Annotated in this window: 17 protein-coding genes, 1 tRNA gene and 1 other RNA gene; 6 read left to right on the plus strand and 13 right to left on the minus strand. The window is 68.9% G+C overall.

The annotated features are described in order from the left end of the window. Positions 1-4 precede the first annotated feature (4 nt). A complete protein-coding gene (locus FJM51_RS12195) occupies positions 5-1,246 on the minus strand; it encodes a histidine kinase dimerization/phospho-acceptor domain-containing protein (protein ID WP_140454428.1) in 1,242 nt (413 codons plus the stop codon). After that, positions 1,243-1,896 carry a response regulator gene (locus tag FJM51_RS12200; protein ID WP_140454429.1) on the minus strand — a complete coding sequence of 218 codons (654 nt, stop codon included), beginning with the start codon at positions 1,894-1,896 and terminating at the stop codon, positions 1,243-1,245. Before FJM51_RS12200 ends, FJM51_RS12195 begins: the two co-directional genes overlap by 4 nt. Before the next feature lie 150 nt (positions 1,897-2,046). Here FJM51_RS12200 and FJM51_RS12205 point away from each other — a divergent pair, with 150 nt between their 5' ends. Then, a complete protein-coding gene (locus FJM51_RS12205; RefSeq protein ID WP_140454430.1) occupies positions 2,047-2,304 on the plus strand; it encodes a PepSY domain-containing protein in 258 nt (85 codons plus the stop codon). Then, complete coding sequence (locus tag FJM51_RS12210) at positions 2,297-2,854, plus strand: cytochrome b/b6 domain-containing protein (RefSeq protein WP_140454431.1); 558 nt, start codon at positions 2,297-2,299, stop codon at positions 2,852-2,854. Before FJM51_RS12205 ends, FJM51_RS12210 begins: the two co-directional genes overlap by 8 nt. 10 nt (positions 2,855-2,864) lie before the next feature. Here FJM51_RS12210 and FJM51_RS12215 read toward each other — a convergent pair whose 3' ends face one another. Genes FJM51_RS12215 through fumC form a run of 4 tightly spaced genes read right to left on the minus strand, consistent with a single transcriptional unit; the run spans position 2,865 to position 5,615 of the window. Next, complete coding sequence (locus tag FJM51_RS12215) at positions 2,865-3,098, minus strand: ribbon-helix-helix domain-containing protein (protein ID WP_140454432.1); 234 nt, start codon at positions 3,096-3,098, stop codon at positions 2,865-2,867. Positions 3,099-3,148: 50 nt separating this feature from the next. Beyond that, positions 3,149-3,331, minus strand: coding sequence for a DUF4169 family protein (locus tag FJM51_RS12220; protein ID WP_140454433.1), 183 nt, complete (start codon positions 3,329-3,331; stop codon positions 3,149-3,151). Positions 3,332-3,338: 7 nt separating this feature from the next. After that, a complete protein-coding gene (gene ypfJ, locus FJM51_RS12225; RefSeq protein ID WP_140454434.1) occupies positions 3,339-4,196 on the minus strand; it encodes a KPN_02809 family neutral zinc metallopeptidase in 858 nt (285 codons plus the stop codon). A 24-nt stretch (positions 4,197-4,220) separates the two neighbouring features. Continuing rightward, on the minus strand, positions 4,221-5,615 hold the full coding sequence (gene fumC, locus FJM51_RS12230; protein WP_140454435.1) for a class II fumarate hydratase: 1,395 nt from the start codon (positions 5,613-5,615) through the stop codon (positions 4,221-4,223). Between the two features lie 188 nt (positions 5,616-5,803). Here fumC and FJM51_RS12235 point away from each other — a divergent pair, with 188 nt between their 5' ends. Next, entirely contained in the window at positions 5,804-6,217 is a 414-nt protein-coding gene (locus tag FJM51_RS12235) for a DUF3775 domain-containing protein (protein WP_181164544.1), read from the plus strand. Positions 6,218-6,245: 28 nt separating this feature from the next. On the opposite strand, the gene FJM51_RS12240 is transcribed toward FJM51_RS12235, so the two are convergent. From FJM51_RS12240 to ssrA, 3 genes are all read right to left on the minus strand, one after another. Next, a complete protein-coding gene (locus FJM51_RS12240; protein WP_210240275.1) occupies positions 6,246-6,977 on the minus strand; it encodes a gamma-glutamylcyclotransferase in 732 nt (243 codons plus the stop codon). Next, on the minus strand, positions 6,974-7,468 hold the full coding sequence (locus FJM51_RS12245) for an SspB family protein (RefSeq protein ID WP_140454437.1): 495 nt from the start codon (positions 7,466-7,468) through the stop codon (positions 6,974-6,976). The genes FJM51_RS12240 and FJM51_RS12245 overlap by 4 nt, the downstream gene beginning before the upstream one ends. A 138-nt stretch (positions 7,469-7,606) precedes the next feature. Further along, positions 7,607-7,958, minus strand: a transfer-messenger RNA (tmRNA) gene (gene ssrA / locus FJM51_RS12250). 113 nt (positions 7,959-8,071) lie between these two features. Between ssrA and FJM51_RS12255 the strand changes: the two genes are divergently transcribed. Beyond that, the gene (locus FJM51_RS12255; RefSeq protein ID WP_140454438.1) at positions 8,072-8,434 is read left to right on the plus strand and encodes a cupin domain-containing protein; all 363 of its coding nucleotides are present in this window, start codon (positions 8,072-8,074) and stop codon (positions 8,432-8,434) included. Between the two features lie 10 nt (positions 8,435-8,444). Here FJM51_RS12255 and FJM51_RS12260 read toward each other — a convergent pair whose 3' ends face one another. Together FJM51_RS12260 and FJM51_RS12265 are read right to left on the minus strand one after the other, a co-directional pair. Next, positions 8,445-9,134: a DUF1194 domain-containing protein gene (locus tag FJM51_RS12260; protein WP_233713098.1), complete on the minus strand. Its 690-nt coding sequence runs from the start codon at positions 9,132-9,134 to the stop codon at positions 8,445-8,447. Then, a complete protein-coding gene (locus FJM51_RS12265; protein WP_140454440.1) occupies positions 9,128-9,556 on the minus strand; it encodes a VOC family protein in 429 nt (142 codons plus the stop codon). The genes FJM51_RS12260 and FJM51_RS12265 overlap by 7 nt, the downstream gene beginning before the upstream one ends. A 77-nt stretch (positions 9,557-9,633) precedes the next feature. On the opposite strand from FJM51_RS12265, the gene thyX reads away from it, so the two are divergent. Both thyX and FJM51_RS12275 read left to right on the plus strand, forming a co-directional pair. After that, positions 9,634-10,557 carry an FAD-dependent thymidylate synthase gene (thyX, locus tag FJM51_RS12270; protein ID WP_140454441.1) on the plus strand — a complete coding sequence of 308 codons (924 nt, stop codon included), beginning with the start codon at positions 9,634-9,636 and terminating at the stop codon, positions 10,555-10,557. Positions 10,558-10,595: 38 nt separating this feature from the next. Beyond that, on the plus strand, positions 10,596-11,216 hold the full coding sequence (locus FJM51_RS12275) for a hypothetical protein (RefSeq protein WP_140454442.1): 621 nt from the start codon (positions 10,596-10,598) through the stop codon (positions 11,214-11,216). Positions 11,217-11,366: 150 nt separating this feature from the next. Here FJM51_RS12275 and FJM51_RS12280 read toward each other — a convergent pair. Beyond that, positions 11,367-11,442: transfer RNA gene (locus tag FJM51_RS12280), tRNA-Arg, on the minus strand. An 86-nt stretch (positions 11,443-11,528) separates the two neighbouring features. Continuing rightward, complete coding sequence (lipA, locus tag FJM51_RS12285; protein WP_140454443.1) at positions 11,529-12,482, minus strand: lipoyl synthase; 954 nt, start codon at positions 12,480-12,482, stop codon at positions 11,529-11,531. Between the last annotated feature and the right edge of the window lie 65 nt (positions 12,483-12,547).

A 12,547-nucleotide genomic window follows, 5' to 3' on the forward strand; every position in this document is an offset into this window, starting at 1 on the left:
GAGGTCATGCGGGCGCGGAAGGCGGAGCCCCGAGATCGAGCGTCGCCACCGCGCGGCCGTCCTCGAGCGTCAGATCCAGGCGCCAGCCGTAGCGCTCCGCGATGGCGCGGGCGATCGAGAGGCCGAGGCCGCTGCCGGAGGACCCGGCGCCGAGGGCGCGGCGCGGCTCGTGGAAGCGCGCGCCCGGCGCCACCTCGTTCGCGATCTCCACCCGGGGCCCCGGCCGCAGCGCGACGCGGACCGCGCCCGCGCCGTGTTCGACCGCGTTGCGCAGGAGATTGCCGAGCACGATCGCCGCCGCCTCGGCGTCCGCCTCGATCGGGAGCGTCTCGATATCGCCATCGTCGAACCGGACGCGGCCCGCCGGCGCCTCCCGGACCAGCAGCGTCAGCACCCGCGCCAGATCGCAGCCCTCGCCCGGCTGGCCGATCAGCGTCTCGGCCCGGGCGAGTTCGAGCAGCCGGTCCACCGTGACCCGGAGCCGGTCGACGGCCTCCAGAATCGCCGGGGCCGCCCCGGGCCCGGCGCGGCCATCCGCGATCAGCCGCGCCTCGGCCGCGACGACCGCGAGCGGGGTCCGGATCTCGTGCGCGGCATTCGCCGAGAAGGCGCGCTCGGACCGGAGCAGCCCGTCGATCCGCGACAGGTAGCGGTTGAGCGCGCGCGGAATGGGCAGCAGTTCCACCGGCAGCCCGGCCTCCGGCGTCGGCGACAGATCGGAGGCGCGCCGGCGCTCCATCCCGGCGGCGAAGCCCACCACCGGCGCCATGGCCCCGCGCACGGTCAGCACCACGAGGGGACCGAGCGTGAGCAGGAGCGGGACGGTAAGCAGGAGCCAGACGCGCGCGGCCTCGAGGAAGTCGTCGCGCCGCTCGCCGAGGGTCTGGCCGATCTCGACCGCGAATCCGTCCGGACCCGACCTGCGCGCCACGGCCCAGCCCCCGACCTCGGCGAAGCCGTCCGCGGCGAGCGGCGGCCAGGGCGCGGGCGTCGCCGCGGCGCCGGGCCGCTCCAGCCGCGCGCGGGTCTCGTCATCCTCCGGTTCGGGCGGTATGCCCCGTTCGAGCGCGGCGAGGGCGACGCGCGCCTTGAGGCCGAGCGCGTCGTCGGCGAATTCGCCCATCTCGTGCCACATCACGGCGAGGGCGACGCCGAGGACGATGGTCCAGACCAACCCCGCGCCGATCAGGATGCGCCGCGCGAGGCGGCCGCCGAGCGACCAGCCGCCGCGCCCTCCGATCCTCATGGCACGAGATATCCGAGGCCGCGCCGGGTCTCGATGATGCCGGGGCCGAGCTTGGCGCGCAGGCGCGAGACATAGACCTCGACCGCGTTGCCGGCGATCTCGTCGTCGAAGGAATAGAGCGCCTCCTCGAGCGCGGCGCGGGAGCGGACCCGGCCCCGCGCGGAGACGAGCACCGCGAGCACCGACCATTCGCGCGACGTCAGCCGGACCTCGCCCGCGGGGCCGAACACCCGCCCGGCGACCAGATCCACCCGGTAGGGGCCGACCGTCACATCGGTCGCGCCGTCGCTCGTCGCGCGGCGCGCATGGGCGCGGAGCCGGGCGGCGACCTCCCCGAGGTCGAAGGGCTTCAGCACGTAGTCGTCGGCGCCCGCGTCGAGCCCCGCGATCCGGTCCGCGATCCCGTCCCGCGCCGTCGCGATCAGCACCGGCGCCCGGTTCCCCCGCGCCCGCTCCGCGCGCAGCAGGTCGAGCCCCGATCCGTCGGGCAGGCCGAGGTCGAGGATGATCGCGCCGTAATCCGACACCCGCAGCGCGGAATCGGCCTCGGCCGCCGTCGATACGTGATCGACGGCGTGCCCCTCCGCCCGGAGATAGCGGACCAGCGCGTCCGCGAGATCCCGGGTATCCTCGACGACGAGCACCCGCATGGCGCGGGAGATTAGGCACGGGCCGGCCGGGGCGGAAGGGGGGCGGGGGCGGCGCATGAAAAAATGACGCGCCCCCTCGCCCTGTAAGCGGAGCGCAAGAACGGCCGGCGAGGAAGAGGCACGCAGAATGCATCAATCCGGAGTTTTCCCATGCGTCTCGCCCTCATCCCGATGATCCTCGCCCTCTCCGCCTCGGCCGCCTTCGCGGGCGAGCGGTGCGACGTGCCGAAGGAGAACTGGCGCCCGGTGGAGGACCTGAAGTCCGAGCTTACCGCCAAGGGCTGGACCATCGCCAACGTCAAGACCGAGGACGGCTGCTACGAGGTCTATGGCAAGGACGAGGCGGGCAAGCGGGTCGAACTGTTCTTCGATCCGGCGACCTTCGCCATGGTCGGTTCGGATGACTGACCGCCCCGTGGCGGCGGAGGGGGTCCTGGTCTGGGACCCCTTCGTCCGGGTCTTCCACTGGCTGCTCGTCGCGCTCATCGCCACCGTCTGGCTTCTCGCCGGGGAATGGAAGGCCGCGCACGAGTTTCTCGGCTATTGCGTCGCGGCGCTGGTGGCGGCGCGCATCGTCTGGGGCTTCGTCGGGCCGGGCCATGCCCGGTTCTCAGACTTCGTGCGCGGCCCCCGCGCGGTGCGGGGCTATCTCGGGGATCTCCTGCGCGGGCGCAACCGGCGGATGCTGGGGCACAATCCGGCCGGCGGGGCGATGATCGTCGCGCTGCTGCTCACCATCGCCGCCACCGGGCTCACCGGCTGGCTGCAGACGACGGACGCCTGGTTCGGCTCGCCGCTGCTCGACGTGACGCACCGGACGCTCGGCAACGGGATCCTCGCGCTGGTGGCCGTCCATGTCGGCGGCGTGATCTTCGAGAGCCTGCGCCACCGCGAGAACCTCGTCGCCGCGATGCTGACGGGCCGCAAGCGCCCGCTCGCGGCGGAGGAGGCCGACTGAGCCACCCCGCTCAGGCCGCGGGCGGCTCCGCGCGGTCGCGATACCAGGCCAGGACGTGCAGGCGGATCGCCGAGGCGAGGCCGGTGCCCGGTTCGCGGGCGGCGTCGATCTCGGCGGCGAGCGCGTTCAGCGCCCGGCCCTCGATCCGGGCGATCTCGCGGAAGGCGCGCCAGAACTCGGCCTCGAGGCTGACCGAGGTCCGGTGGCCGCTCAGGGTCAGGGAGTGCTTGACCGGACGGGCCAAGGGAAATCCTCGCGACTCGGCGCCCGGGCGGCCGGCCCGTGGCGCGTGACTCAGTCCTCGGTCTCGCGGCGGTGGCGGTCGAGATGGGCGAGGCCGCGCGCGCGCTCCATCTCCTGCCGGCGGCGTTCGCCCTTCGTCAGCCCGTGACGCGCGGCGTTCTCGTCGGCCGCCTGGCGCTCGGCCTCGCGGCGCGCCTGCTTGCGGGCCTGGCGGAGGTTCACGATCTCGGTCATCGGCGCCTCACAGGCTGTTGGCGTTGAACGTGTCGCACTGATCGGGGTCGCCGCTCCGGAAGCCGCGATAGAACCAGTTCTGCCGCTGTTCCGAGGTGCCGTGCGTGAAGCTGTCCGGCACGGCGTAGCCCTGCGCCGCCTTCTGCAGCGCGTCGTCGCCGATCCGCGCCGCGGTGTCGAGCGCGGAGCGGATGTCGTCGTCCGTGACGCTGAGCCGGTCCCGCGCCGCGTTGGCCCAGACCCCGGCATAGCAGTCCGCCTGCAGCTCGACCCGGACGGAAAGCGCGTTCGACCGCGCCTCCGAGACGCGGGCGCGCATCTCGTTCACCTGTCCGAGCACGCCGAGCTGGTTCTGCACGTGATGCCCGACCTCGTGCGCGACGACATAGGCGCGGGCGAATTCGCCCTGGCTGCCGAGCTGGCGCCGCATCACGTCGAAGAAATCGGTGTCGAGATAGACCTTGTGATCGACCGGGCAGTAGAACGGCCCCATCGCCGATTGCGCCGCGCCGCAGGCGGAGCGGGTGACGCCGGAAAAGAGCACCAGCGTCGGATCCTCGTAGGTCAGGTTCGAGGCCTTGAAGATCGCGCCCCAGACGTCCTCGGTCTCGGCGAGCACGACGGAGACGAAGGCCTTGTATTCCTCCGCCTGGGGGTCGCCCGGGGCGGAGGTCGTCGAGGCCTGGCGGGAGGTGTCGCCCGGCCCGACCATCCCCGAGAGATCGACGCCGAAGAAGGCGCCGAGGAGGAGCACGACGACGAGGCCGATCCCGCCGAGCCGGATGGGCCTGCCGCCCATCCCGCCCATGCCCATCCCGCGACGGTCTTCGATGTTCGAGCTTTCACGCCGTCCACGCCAGTCCATCGCATCTCCCCCCGAGGATCCTGCTCAGTCCTTGGGGCCAAGCATATCCTTCGGCTGTACCACCCTGTCAAAGGTCTCGGCATCGACGAAGCCGAGATTGATGGCCTCCTCCTTCAGGGTGGTGCGGTTCTTGTGCGCCGTCTTTGCGACCTTGGTCGCATTGTCGTAGCCGATCGTGGGCGCGAGCGCGGTGACGAGCATCAGGCTCTCCCACATCAGCCGCGAGATCCGCTCCTCGTCCGCCTCGATCCCCGCGACGCAGTTGTCGGTGAAGGCGGAGGCCGAGTCGCCGAGAAGCTGCATCGACTGGAGCACGTTGTAGGAGATCATCGGCTTGTAGACGTTGAGCTCGAAATGGCCCTGCGATCCGGCGAAGCCGACGGCCGCGTCGTTGCCCATCACATGGGCGCAGACCATGGTCAGCGCCTCGGCCTGGGTCGGGTTGACCTTGCCGGGCATGATCGAGGAGCCGGGCTCGTTCTCCGGCAGGATCAGCTCGCCGAGGCCGCAGCGCGGGCCGGAGCCGAGCAGGCGGATGTCGTTCGCGATCTTGAAGAGCGAGGCGGCGACGGTCTTGAGCGCGCCCGACATCTCCACCATCGCGTCATGGGCGGCGAGCGCCTCGAACTTGTTCGGCGCGGTCACGAAGGGCAGGCCGGTGATCTCGGCGATCTTCGCGGCCACGCCCTCGGCGAAGCCGGCCTTCGTGTTGAGCCCGGTGCCGACCGCCGTGCCGCCCTGGGCGAGCGGATAGATGTTGTGCAGCGCCTGGGTGACGCGCTTGATCCCCTGTTCCACCTGGAAGGCGTAGCCGCCGAATTCCTGGCCGAGGGTGAGCGGCGTCGCGTCCTGGGTATGCGTGCGGCCGATCTTGATGATGTCCCGGAACGCCTCGGCCTTCTCGGAGAGCGCCGCGTGCAGCTTCTGCAGGCCGGGCAGCGTCACGTCGCGCGCGGTCATCGCCACGGCGACGTGCATCGCGGTCGGGAAGGTGTCGTTCGAGGATTGCGACATGTTGACATGGTCGTTCGGATGCACCGGCTTCTTCGAGCCGATCTCGCCGCCCATGATCTCGATCGCGCGATTCGAGATCACCTCGTTCGCATTCATGTTCGACTGCGTGCCCGAGCCGGTCTGCCAGACGACGAGGGGGAAGTGATCGTCGAACCCGCCGGCCACGACCTCGGAGGCCGCCTCGACGATCGCCTTGCCGAGCTCGGGGGCGAGCTTGCCCTGGGCCATGTTGACCTCGGCCGCCGCCTGCTTGATGACGCCGAGCGCCCGGACGATGGCGACGGGCTGCTTCTCCCAGCCGATCGGGAAATTCATGATCGACCGCTGGGTCTGGGCGCCCCAGTAGCGGTCGCTGGCGACTTCCAGCGGTCCGAAACTGTCGGTCTCGGTGCGCGTCGCGGTCATCGGCGTCTCCTCGTTTCCGTGTAGGGTCGCGCGCGGTATACCGTCGCATGGCGCGGCCTCCAACCGGATTCGGCGCGCGCTCCCCGCGCTCCCGCCGCCTCCCGGTTCGGCCGGACCTCGCCGACGGCTGGCGGAGGCGGCGATCCGGCGCTATGTTCCGCGTGAAGATGAGAAAGGGCCGGTTCGCCGTGGAAGAAGAGATCTCGCTCAACCCCGAATTCCTGCGCAGCCTGATCCTGAAGCTCGGCGCGTTGATGGCGCAGGAGGAGATGGTCTCGCCGGATTCCGGCTCCAACCCGTCCGACGACGAGGCCGCCGCCGTGCTGCAGGACAGTCCGGACAACCTGACCCGCGACGAGATCGTGGCGCAGATCGAGGATCTCGAACCCGATCAGCAGGCCGAGCTCGTCGCGCTGATGTGGGTCGGCCGCGGCGATTTCGAGCCGGACGAGTGGCAGGAGGCGGTGGCGCTGGCGGCCGAGCGGCGGGATCGCCCGACGGCGGGCTACCTGCTCTCGCATCCGCAGGTGGCGGAGGACATGATCGAGGGGCTCGACAAGCTCTTCGACGGCAGCGACCTGCTCGAGACCGGCCAGTACTGAGGCGAGGTCCGGGGCGCGCGCGCGCCCGTCAGGCCCTCGGCAGCGGCCAGGCGCCGATCTCCTCGGCGACGAGATCCTGCAGGCGCCAGAGGTTGCGGTCATGGATGCCCGCGGCCTCGAGATGCTCCACGGTGTTGTAGAGATATTCCGCCCCCGATCCGCCATGCCCGCAGGCATGGGCGAGCCGATGCGCGACGGTTCCGAGCGGCAGCCGGTGCTCGATGTTCGGCCCCTTCGGACCGGCCCAGAATACCAGTGCCGGCAGCCGGCCCCGCGCGGTATCGATCTGCGACCAGCGCGCCATGTCGGCGCCCTCGCGATGCGGGATCTCGCGCCGGACGAGCTTCACCAGCGCCTCCGTCCGGCCCTCCGCCGGCAACCGGAGCAGCAGGCCCACGCAGGTGCCCCCACGTTCGAGCGCCAGCATCAGCCCCGGGCAGGCCGGCGATCCGCGCCAGCGCGTCAGGCTGATGCAGAAGGAGCGGTGCCACCCGCGCAGCGTGCCGCGCAGGCTCTCGGTCACCTCGAATTCCGGTTTCCAGATCAGCGAGCCATAGGCGAAGACGTAGAGCGGCTCACCCGGCCCCGGCGCCTCGGGCCGCGCCAGCAGCGCCTCGACCAGCGCGGCGGATTCGGCCTCGGTCGCCGGGGTGAATCCCGGACCCGGCCCCGGGTCCGGCTCCTCGCGATGGGCGCGCCGGACCATCTCCGGGGTCAGCCGCATCGCCCGCGCGCGCCGCGCGCCGGTGTCGTCCCTCAATGCTTGCCGCGGAACTTGGCGAGACTCACCACCTCGGCGTCGCCGGCGGGGGGGGCGGCGGGCGGCTCGGGCGGCTCGTCCCCGTCGGATCCGTCCCTGTCCTCGGACGAGCCCGCCTCGTCCTCCGCCGGGTCGACCTCGTGCGCCTCGAACCGCAGGCCGAACTCGACGCTCGGATCGACGAAGGTCTTGACCGCCTCGAAGGGCACGACGATCGGCTCCGGCACATTGCCGAAGTTGAGCGTCACCGTGAACCGGTCCTTCATCACCGCGAGATCGGCGAACCACTCCTGGAGCACGATCGTCATCTCGGTCGGATAGCGCTGGCGCAGGAAGTCGGCCATGTCGACGCCCGGATGGGTGGTGTCGAAGCTGATCATGAAATGATGCTTGCCCGGAAGGCCCTCCCGCGCAACCTGTGCCAGGGCGTCCGCCATCAGCTGGCGCATCGCCTTGTACATGAGTTGCCGGTAGTCGATCCCCTTTGCCATGCGGCGCTCCCTGGTATTCGGGGTCACCCTAACGCTTTTTCGCGGGCAGGAAAGCGGGAAATGGCCGCTCTGGCCCGGCGCGCGGGCATCCGCGGGAAGCGGCCGCGGTCATCGGGATTCGGGGGGAGTCGGGAGGAAAGTGCAGGCTTCTGTTGCCAGGTGCCTGCGAACCCCGCCCGGACCTGCTAGAGCCCGGGGCTTAGATTTGGTCTTGCGAACCGCTTACGCGGCGAGCGCGACCGGAGCGTGGTTGTCGTTGGCAACTATTGCTCTTGAGCCGGTAACGGTGGCATCCAGCCGAGTGAAAGCTAACACCTTTGGACGTCCGTCGATCCTGTTTCGGCCCCGTCCGCCCCCAACGAGGGTGTCTGGTGGAGCCGCCGGGTACCGCCCCCGGGTCCGATCCGCTTATTACGTGCGCGTTTATCACCATAGTCCGGTTGCCCGGACAGGAGGGAATATAGGTCCGCCGCCCGCCGTTTTGAAGGGGCAATCGCATCGCCGGGGGGAGGTGGCGAAATCCTGGCTGGGCGGGGGGCGGGGGAGGCGGTAACCTCGCGCCGTTCCGGCGCCTCGGCCGGGGAAGATCATCGGGGGTCATCCGTGCCAAAGCCAGACCACGTCGTGACCGTCGACATGAGCGACAGGGCGGAGCCCGCCGACGCGGCCCTTTCCCGCGTCGTCGCGGGCTCGGGCGTCGCGCGCCTCTGGAACGCCTTCAGCGATCCCTCCGGCCGCTACCACGCGGGTCACTGGCAGGCGGAGCCCGGCACGCTCTCCGTCGACTATGCCGAGAGCGAGCTCTGCGTCCTGCTCGAGGGGCGGGTGCGGCTGACCGACGCGACGGGCACGGTCGAATACGGCCCCGGCGAGGCCTTCGTCGTCGCCGCGGGCTTCCGCGGCACCTGGGAATCGATCGGGCGGGTCACCAAGATCTACGCGATCCTGATGCCCGAGGGGGCGTGAGCGCGGGCGATCACAGCCTCGGCGCGGGCGGCGCGCCGAGCAGGCTGACCGCGGCCGGGCGCAGTTCGCGCTCCAGCTTGCGCTTCATCGCCACCTCGAAATCCTGGTAGTCGCTCGCCTGCTCGACGAAGGCGCCGGGCCCCCGGATCACGAAATTCGCATAGTAGCGCGCGAGCGTCTCGCCCTCGTCGCCGACCACGAGCCCGTTGATCACGATCGGCGCGTCGGGCGCGGCGAGCGGCGGCGGGATGCCGTCGTTGTTGGTCCCGTCGCCGGAGATGTCGAGCTTCAGCTCCGCGCAGGGCGGCGCCGCCGCGAGGGTCTCGGCGCCGTAGAGCACCGCGTGGCCGAGCGCGGTCGGATACTGCTCGAAGCTCCGCCCCATCTCCGCGAGCCGCCCCGCCACCGCGTCGAGATCGGCGGCGGAGCGGATGATGACCCACTCCTGCCGCGTCTGCTGCTGCCGCCGCCCGCTCCATTCGTAGATGTTGAGCGCGACGACCTCGCCCGGCACCGCGAGAAACGCCTCGCGCACCGAATCGGAGGCGAGGGCGGCGGCCAGCCCCCGCGTCTGCAACGCGTATTCCCGCCCGTCGACCGAGGAGGAGACGTCGAGGCCGAGCGCCAGCGCGATCCGGCACTGTTCGGCGGTGGCCGCCCCGGGCAGGCCGAGCGCGAGGGCGAGGGCGAGCCTTACCACGTGCCGGTGTTCTCCATGCTCGCCCAAGGCTCCGCCGGTTCCTTCGCCGGGCCGGACTGGATGAGCTCGACCGAGATCCCGTCGGGCGAGCGCACGAAGGCCATGTGCCCGTCGCGCGGCGGCCGGTTGATCGTGACGCCGCCCTTCATGAGCTTGTCGCAGAGCGCGTAGATGTCCTCGACCGCGTAGGCGAGATGGCCGAAGTTGCGCCCCTCGCCATAGCCCTCGCTCTGGTCCCAGTTGTGGGTGAGCTCGACCGCCGCGTTCTCCTGGCCGGGGGGCGAGAGAAAGACCAGGGTGAAGCGGCCCTTCTCGTTCTCGACCCGCCGCGTCTCCTCGAGCCCGAGCAGGTCGCAATAGAAGCGCTTCGACGCCTCGATGTCCTTTACGCGGACCATGGTGTGGAGGTATGTAATCTTCATATTGGGGCTTCCGTCGTGTGAAACGCTAGATTTAGCTGGCGCCCGACTCCCCGCGAGTGCCTGCGAGGAATGAGCATATGCCACTGACCGAGGAACAAAAGGCCGAGATCGAGGCCGCCCGCGCCGAACCCCGGCCCACGCTGCGCGCGGTCTCCGAGGGGATGGAGCGCTGGCTCTACAGGCCGGTCGAGGTGCTCGACCACGGGCTGATCCGGGTCATCGACTACATGGGCGACGATTCGGCGATCACCCAGGCGGCGCGGGTCAGCTACGGCCGGGGCACGAAGTCGGTCTCGAACGACGAGGGGCTGATCCGCTACCTGATGCGGCACTGGCATTCGACCCCCTTCGAGATGTGCGAGATCAAGCTGCACGTGAAGCTCCCCGTCTTCGTCGCGCGCCAGTGGATCCGGCACCGCACCGCCAATGTGAACGAGTATAGCGCGCGCTATTCGATCCTCGACCGCGAATTCTACATTCCCGCGCCGGAACACCTCGCGGCCCAGTCGACGGTGAACAACCAGGGCCGGGGTGCGGTGCTGGAAGGCGATGAGGCGGCGCGCGTGCTCGACTGGCTGCGCGCCGACGCCGGGCGGGCCTACGACCATTACGAGGCGATGCTGAGCCAGGCCCAGGCCGATGGAACACCCCAGGCCGGGCTGGCGCGGGAACTGGCGCGGATGAACCTGCCGGCGAACATCTACACGCAATGGTACTGGAAGGTGGACCTGCACAACCTCTTCCACTTCCTGCGCCTGCGCGCCGACCCCCACGCGCAATACGAGATCCGCGTCTACGCGGAGGCGCTGTGCGAGATCGTCAAGGACTGGGTGCCGGCGGCCTACGCGGCGTTCGAGGATTACCGGCTCGGCGCCGTGCAGTTCTCGGCGAAGGGGATGGGGTGCCTGCGCCGGATGCTGGCGGGGGAGGTGGTCACGCAGGAGACCAGCGGGATGAGCAAGGGGGAGTGGCGGGAATTTGAGGGGGCGTTGGAGATTTGATAGATTTCGCTTACCGCCCTGAGACAGGATTGCCGTATTTGGCGATAGCCATTGAAGCGTTGCGAGTACTGGCGTGGCCAACAGCGGCATATCTTATTGCCAGAATTTATCGATCGGAGATCAAGGCGCTATTCCCTAGAGTCCGACGCATTGGGCCATCCTCGATAGAGTTGGATATCGACACAAAGCAAGCGAGTATTTCTGATAAAAGCAGTGAAGATATTATCGAATCTGCGCGTTCCCCTCTGACTCTAGCGCATCCGGCAATAATTGAGATGGAAGAATTTATTAAAGAAAGACTGGAGCAAATTGATCAGGGAGAAAGGTCAGATTTTCTTATACGGGCTGCTGCTGTCGAGCGAGCCGAGAAACATTGTGCGTTTGTGTATATCAATATCTTTGGGAGTCAGATCGAGGCGCTGCAACTGGCGAATCAGCGAGGGGGTCCCGTTTCTTGGGCTGAGGCGGAGGAGGCATTTTCAAAATTAAAGTTAGAAAATCCGGCTTTTTTAGAGTGGAACTTGCATAAGTATTTGAGATTTTTATTTGTTAATAATCTTATTATTCAAGAGGGTGACATGATATTTATAACAAATATGGGAAAATATTTTTTGCTTTTTCTAGCCCACTATGGGCTGGAAGAAAAACGTCCACTATAGAGATTGATGCAATAGCTCTGCAAGGAACCGCCTGAAGACTGCTGGCAAGCGTAGCAAGCGTAGGGCGGGCATTTGTCCGCCGCCCCCTCCCGCGGGCGGCCGTTCGGCTCCGGACGGCGGACAGATGTCCGCCCTACGGGCGCCGGGGCATGGCGATCCCGGGTGGACTTGAACCACCGACCTACCGCTTAGGAGGCGGTTGCTCTATCCGCTGAGCTACGGGACCGTGGGGGTGGTCGTAGCGGCGAAAGCCGCCCGGGTCAATCGCGAGGGGGCGCGCGGTGTGAAAGGGGTGGCGGACAGATGTCCGCCCTACGCTTCGCCGAGCTTTGCCAGACGCGCCGCTCTCAGCCGGGCGAAATCGTCGCCGGCGTGGTAGCTGGAGCGCGTCAGCGGCGTCGCGGAGACCATGAGGAAGCCCTTGCCGAAGGCCGCCTTCTCATAGCTTGCGAATTCCTCCGGCGTCACGAAGCGGTTCACCGCGTGGTGCTTCGGCGTCGGCTGGAGATACTGGCCGATGGTCAGGAAATCGACGTCCGCGGCGCGCATGTCGTCCATCACCTGGATCACCGACTGCCGGTCCTCGCCGAGGCCGACCATGATGCCGGACTTGGTGAACATGCTCGGATCGAGCTCCTTCACCCGCTGCAGGAGCCGCAGCGAGTGGAAGTAGCGCGCGCCGGGCCGGACCTCGGGATAGAGGCCGGGGACGGTCTCGAGGTTGTGGTTGAACACGTCGGGTTTCGCCGCGACCACCACTTCCAGCGCGTCGGGGCCGCATTTGAGGAAATCGGGCGTCAGCACCTCGATCGTCGTCCCGGGCGCCTTGCGCCGCACCGCGCGGATCGTCTGCGCGATATGCTCGGCCCCGCCATCCGCGAGGTCGTCGCGGTCCACCGAGGTGATGACGACGTGGTTGAGGCCGAGCTTTTCGACCGCGACCGCGACGCGGCCCGGTTCGAACACGTCGAGCGCGTCGGGCCTGCCGGTGGCGACGTTGCAGAAGGTGCAGCCCCGGGTGCAGATCTCGCCCATGATCATCATCGTGGCGTGGCCCTGCGACCAGCATTCGCCCACGTTCGGGCAGCCCGCCTCCTCGCAGACGGTGACGAGGCGGTTCTCGCGCATGATGTCGCGGGTCCGGCGGTAGCCTTCCGAGGTCGGCGCCTTCACGCGGATCCAGTCCGGCTTGCGCAGGAGCGGCGCGTCGGCGCGATGCGCCTTTTCCGGATGCCTCTGCGCGCGGTCCTTGATGTCGCGGCTCATTCTCTTCCCCCGGGACAGGCCGCGACCCTGGCGCGGCGCGGCCTCAACATAGGCGGTATCGGGGG

This window comes from Amaricoccus solimangrovi (assembly GCF_006385685.1).
Lineage (GTDB): Bacteria > Pseudomonadota > Alphaproteobacteria > Rhodobacterales > Rhodobacteraceae > Amaricoccus > Amaricoccus solimangrovi.

Coding starts and splice junctions, on each gene's coding strand:
- fumC (WP_140454435.1), bottom strand. CDS start 5,615: ATGACCGCGACGCGCACCGAGACCGACAGTTTCGGACCGCTGGAAGTC.
- FJM51_RS12245 (WP_140454437.1), bottom strand. CDS start 7,468: ATGGCAAAGGGGATCGACTACCGGCAACTCATGTACAAGGCGATGCGC.
- lipA (WP_140454443.1), bottom strand. CDS start 12,482: ATGAGCCGCGACATCAAGGACCGCGCGCAGAGGCATCCGGAAAAGGCG.
- FJM51_RS12200 (WP_140454429.1), bottom strand. CDS start 1,896: ATGCGGGTGCTCGTCGTCGAGGATACCCGGGATCTCGCGGACGCGCTG.
- thyX (WP_140454441.1), top strand. CDS start 9,634: ATGCCACTGACCGAGGAACAAAAGGCCGAGATCGAGGCCGCCCGCGCC.
- FJM51_RS12195 (WP_140454428.1), bottom strand. CDS start 1,246: ATGAGGATCGGAGGGCGCGGCGGCTGGTCGCTCGGCGGCCGCCTCGCG.
- ypfJ (WP_140454434.1), bottom strand. CDS start 4,196: ATGGACTGGCGTGGACGGCGTGAAAGCTCGAACATCGAAGACCGTCGC.
- FJM51_RS12205 (WP_140454430.1), top strand. CDS start 2,047: ATGCGTCTCGCCCTCATCCCGATGATCCTCGCCCTCTCCGCCTCGGCC.
- FJM51_RS12220 (WP_140454433.1), bottom strand. CDS start 3,331: ATGACCGAGATCGTGAACCTCCGCCAGGCCCGCAAGCAGGCGCGCCGC.
- FJM51_RS12210 (WP_140454431.1), top strand. CDS start 2,297: ATGACTGACCGCCCCGTGGCGGCGGAGGGGGTCCTGGTCTGGGACCCC.
- FJM51_RS12265 (WP_140454440.1), bottom strand. CDS start 9,556: ATGAAGATTACATACCTCCACACCATGGTCCGCGTAAAGGACATCGAG.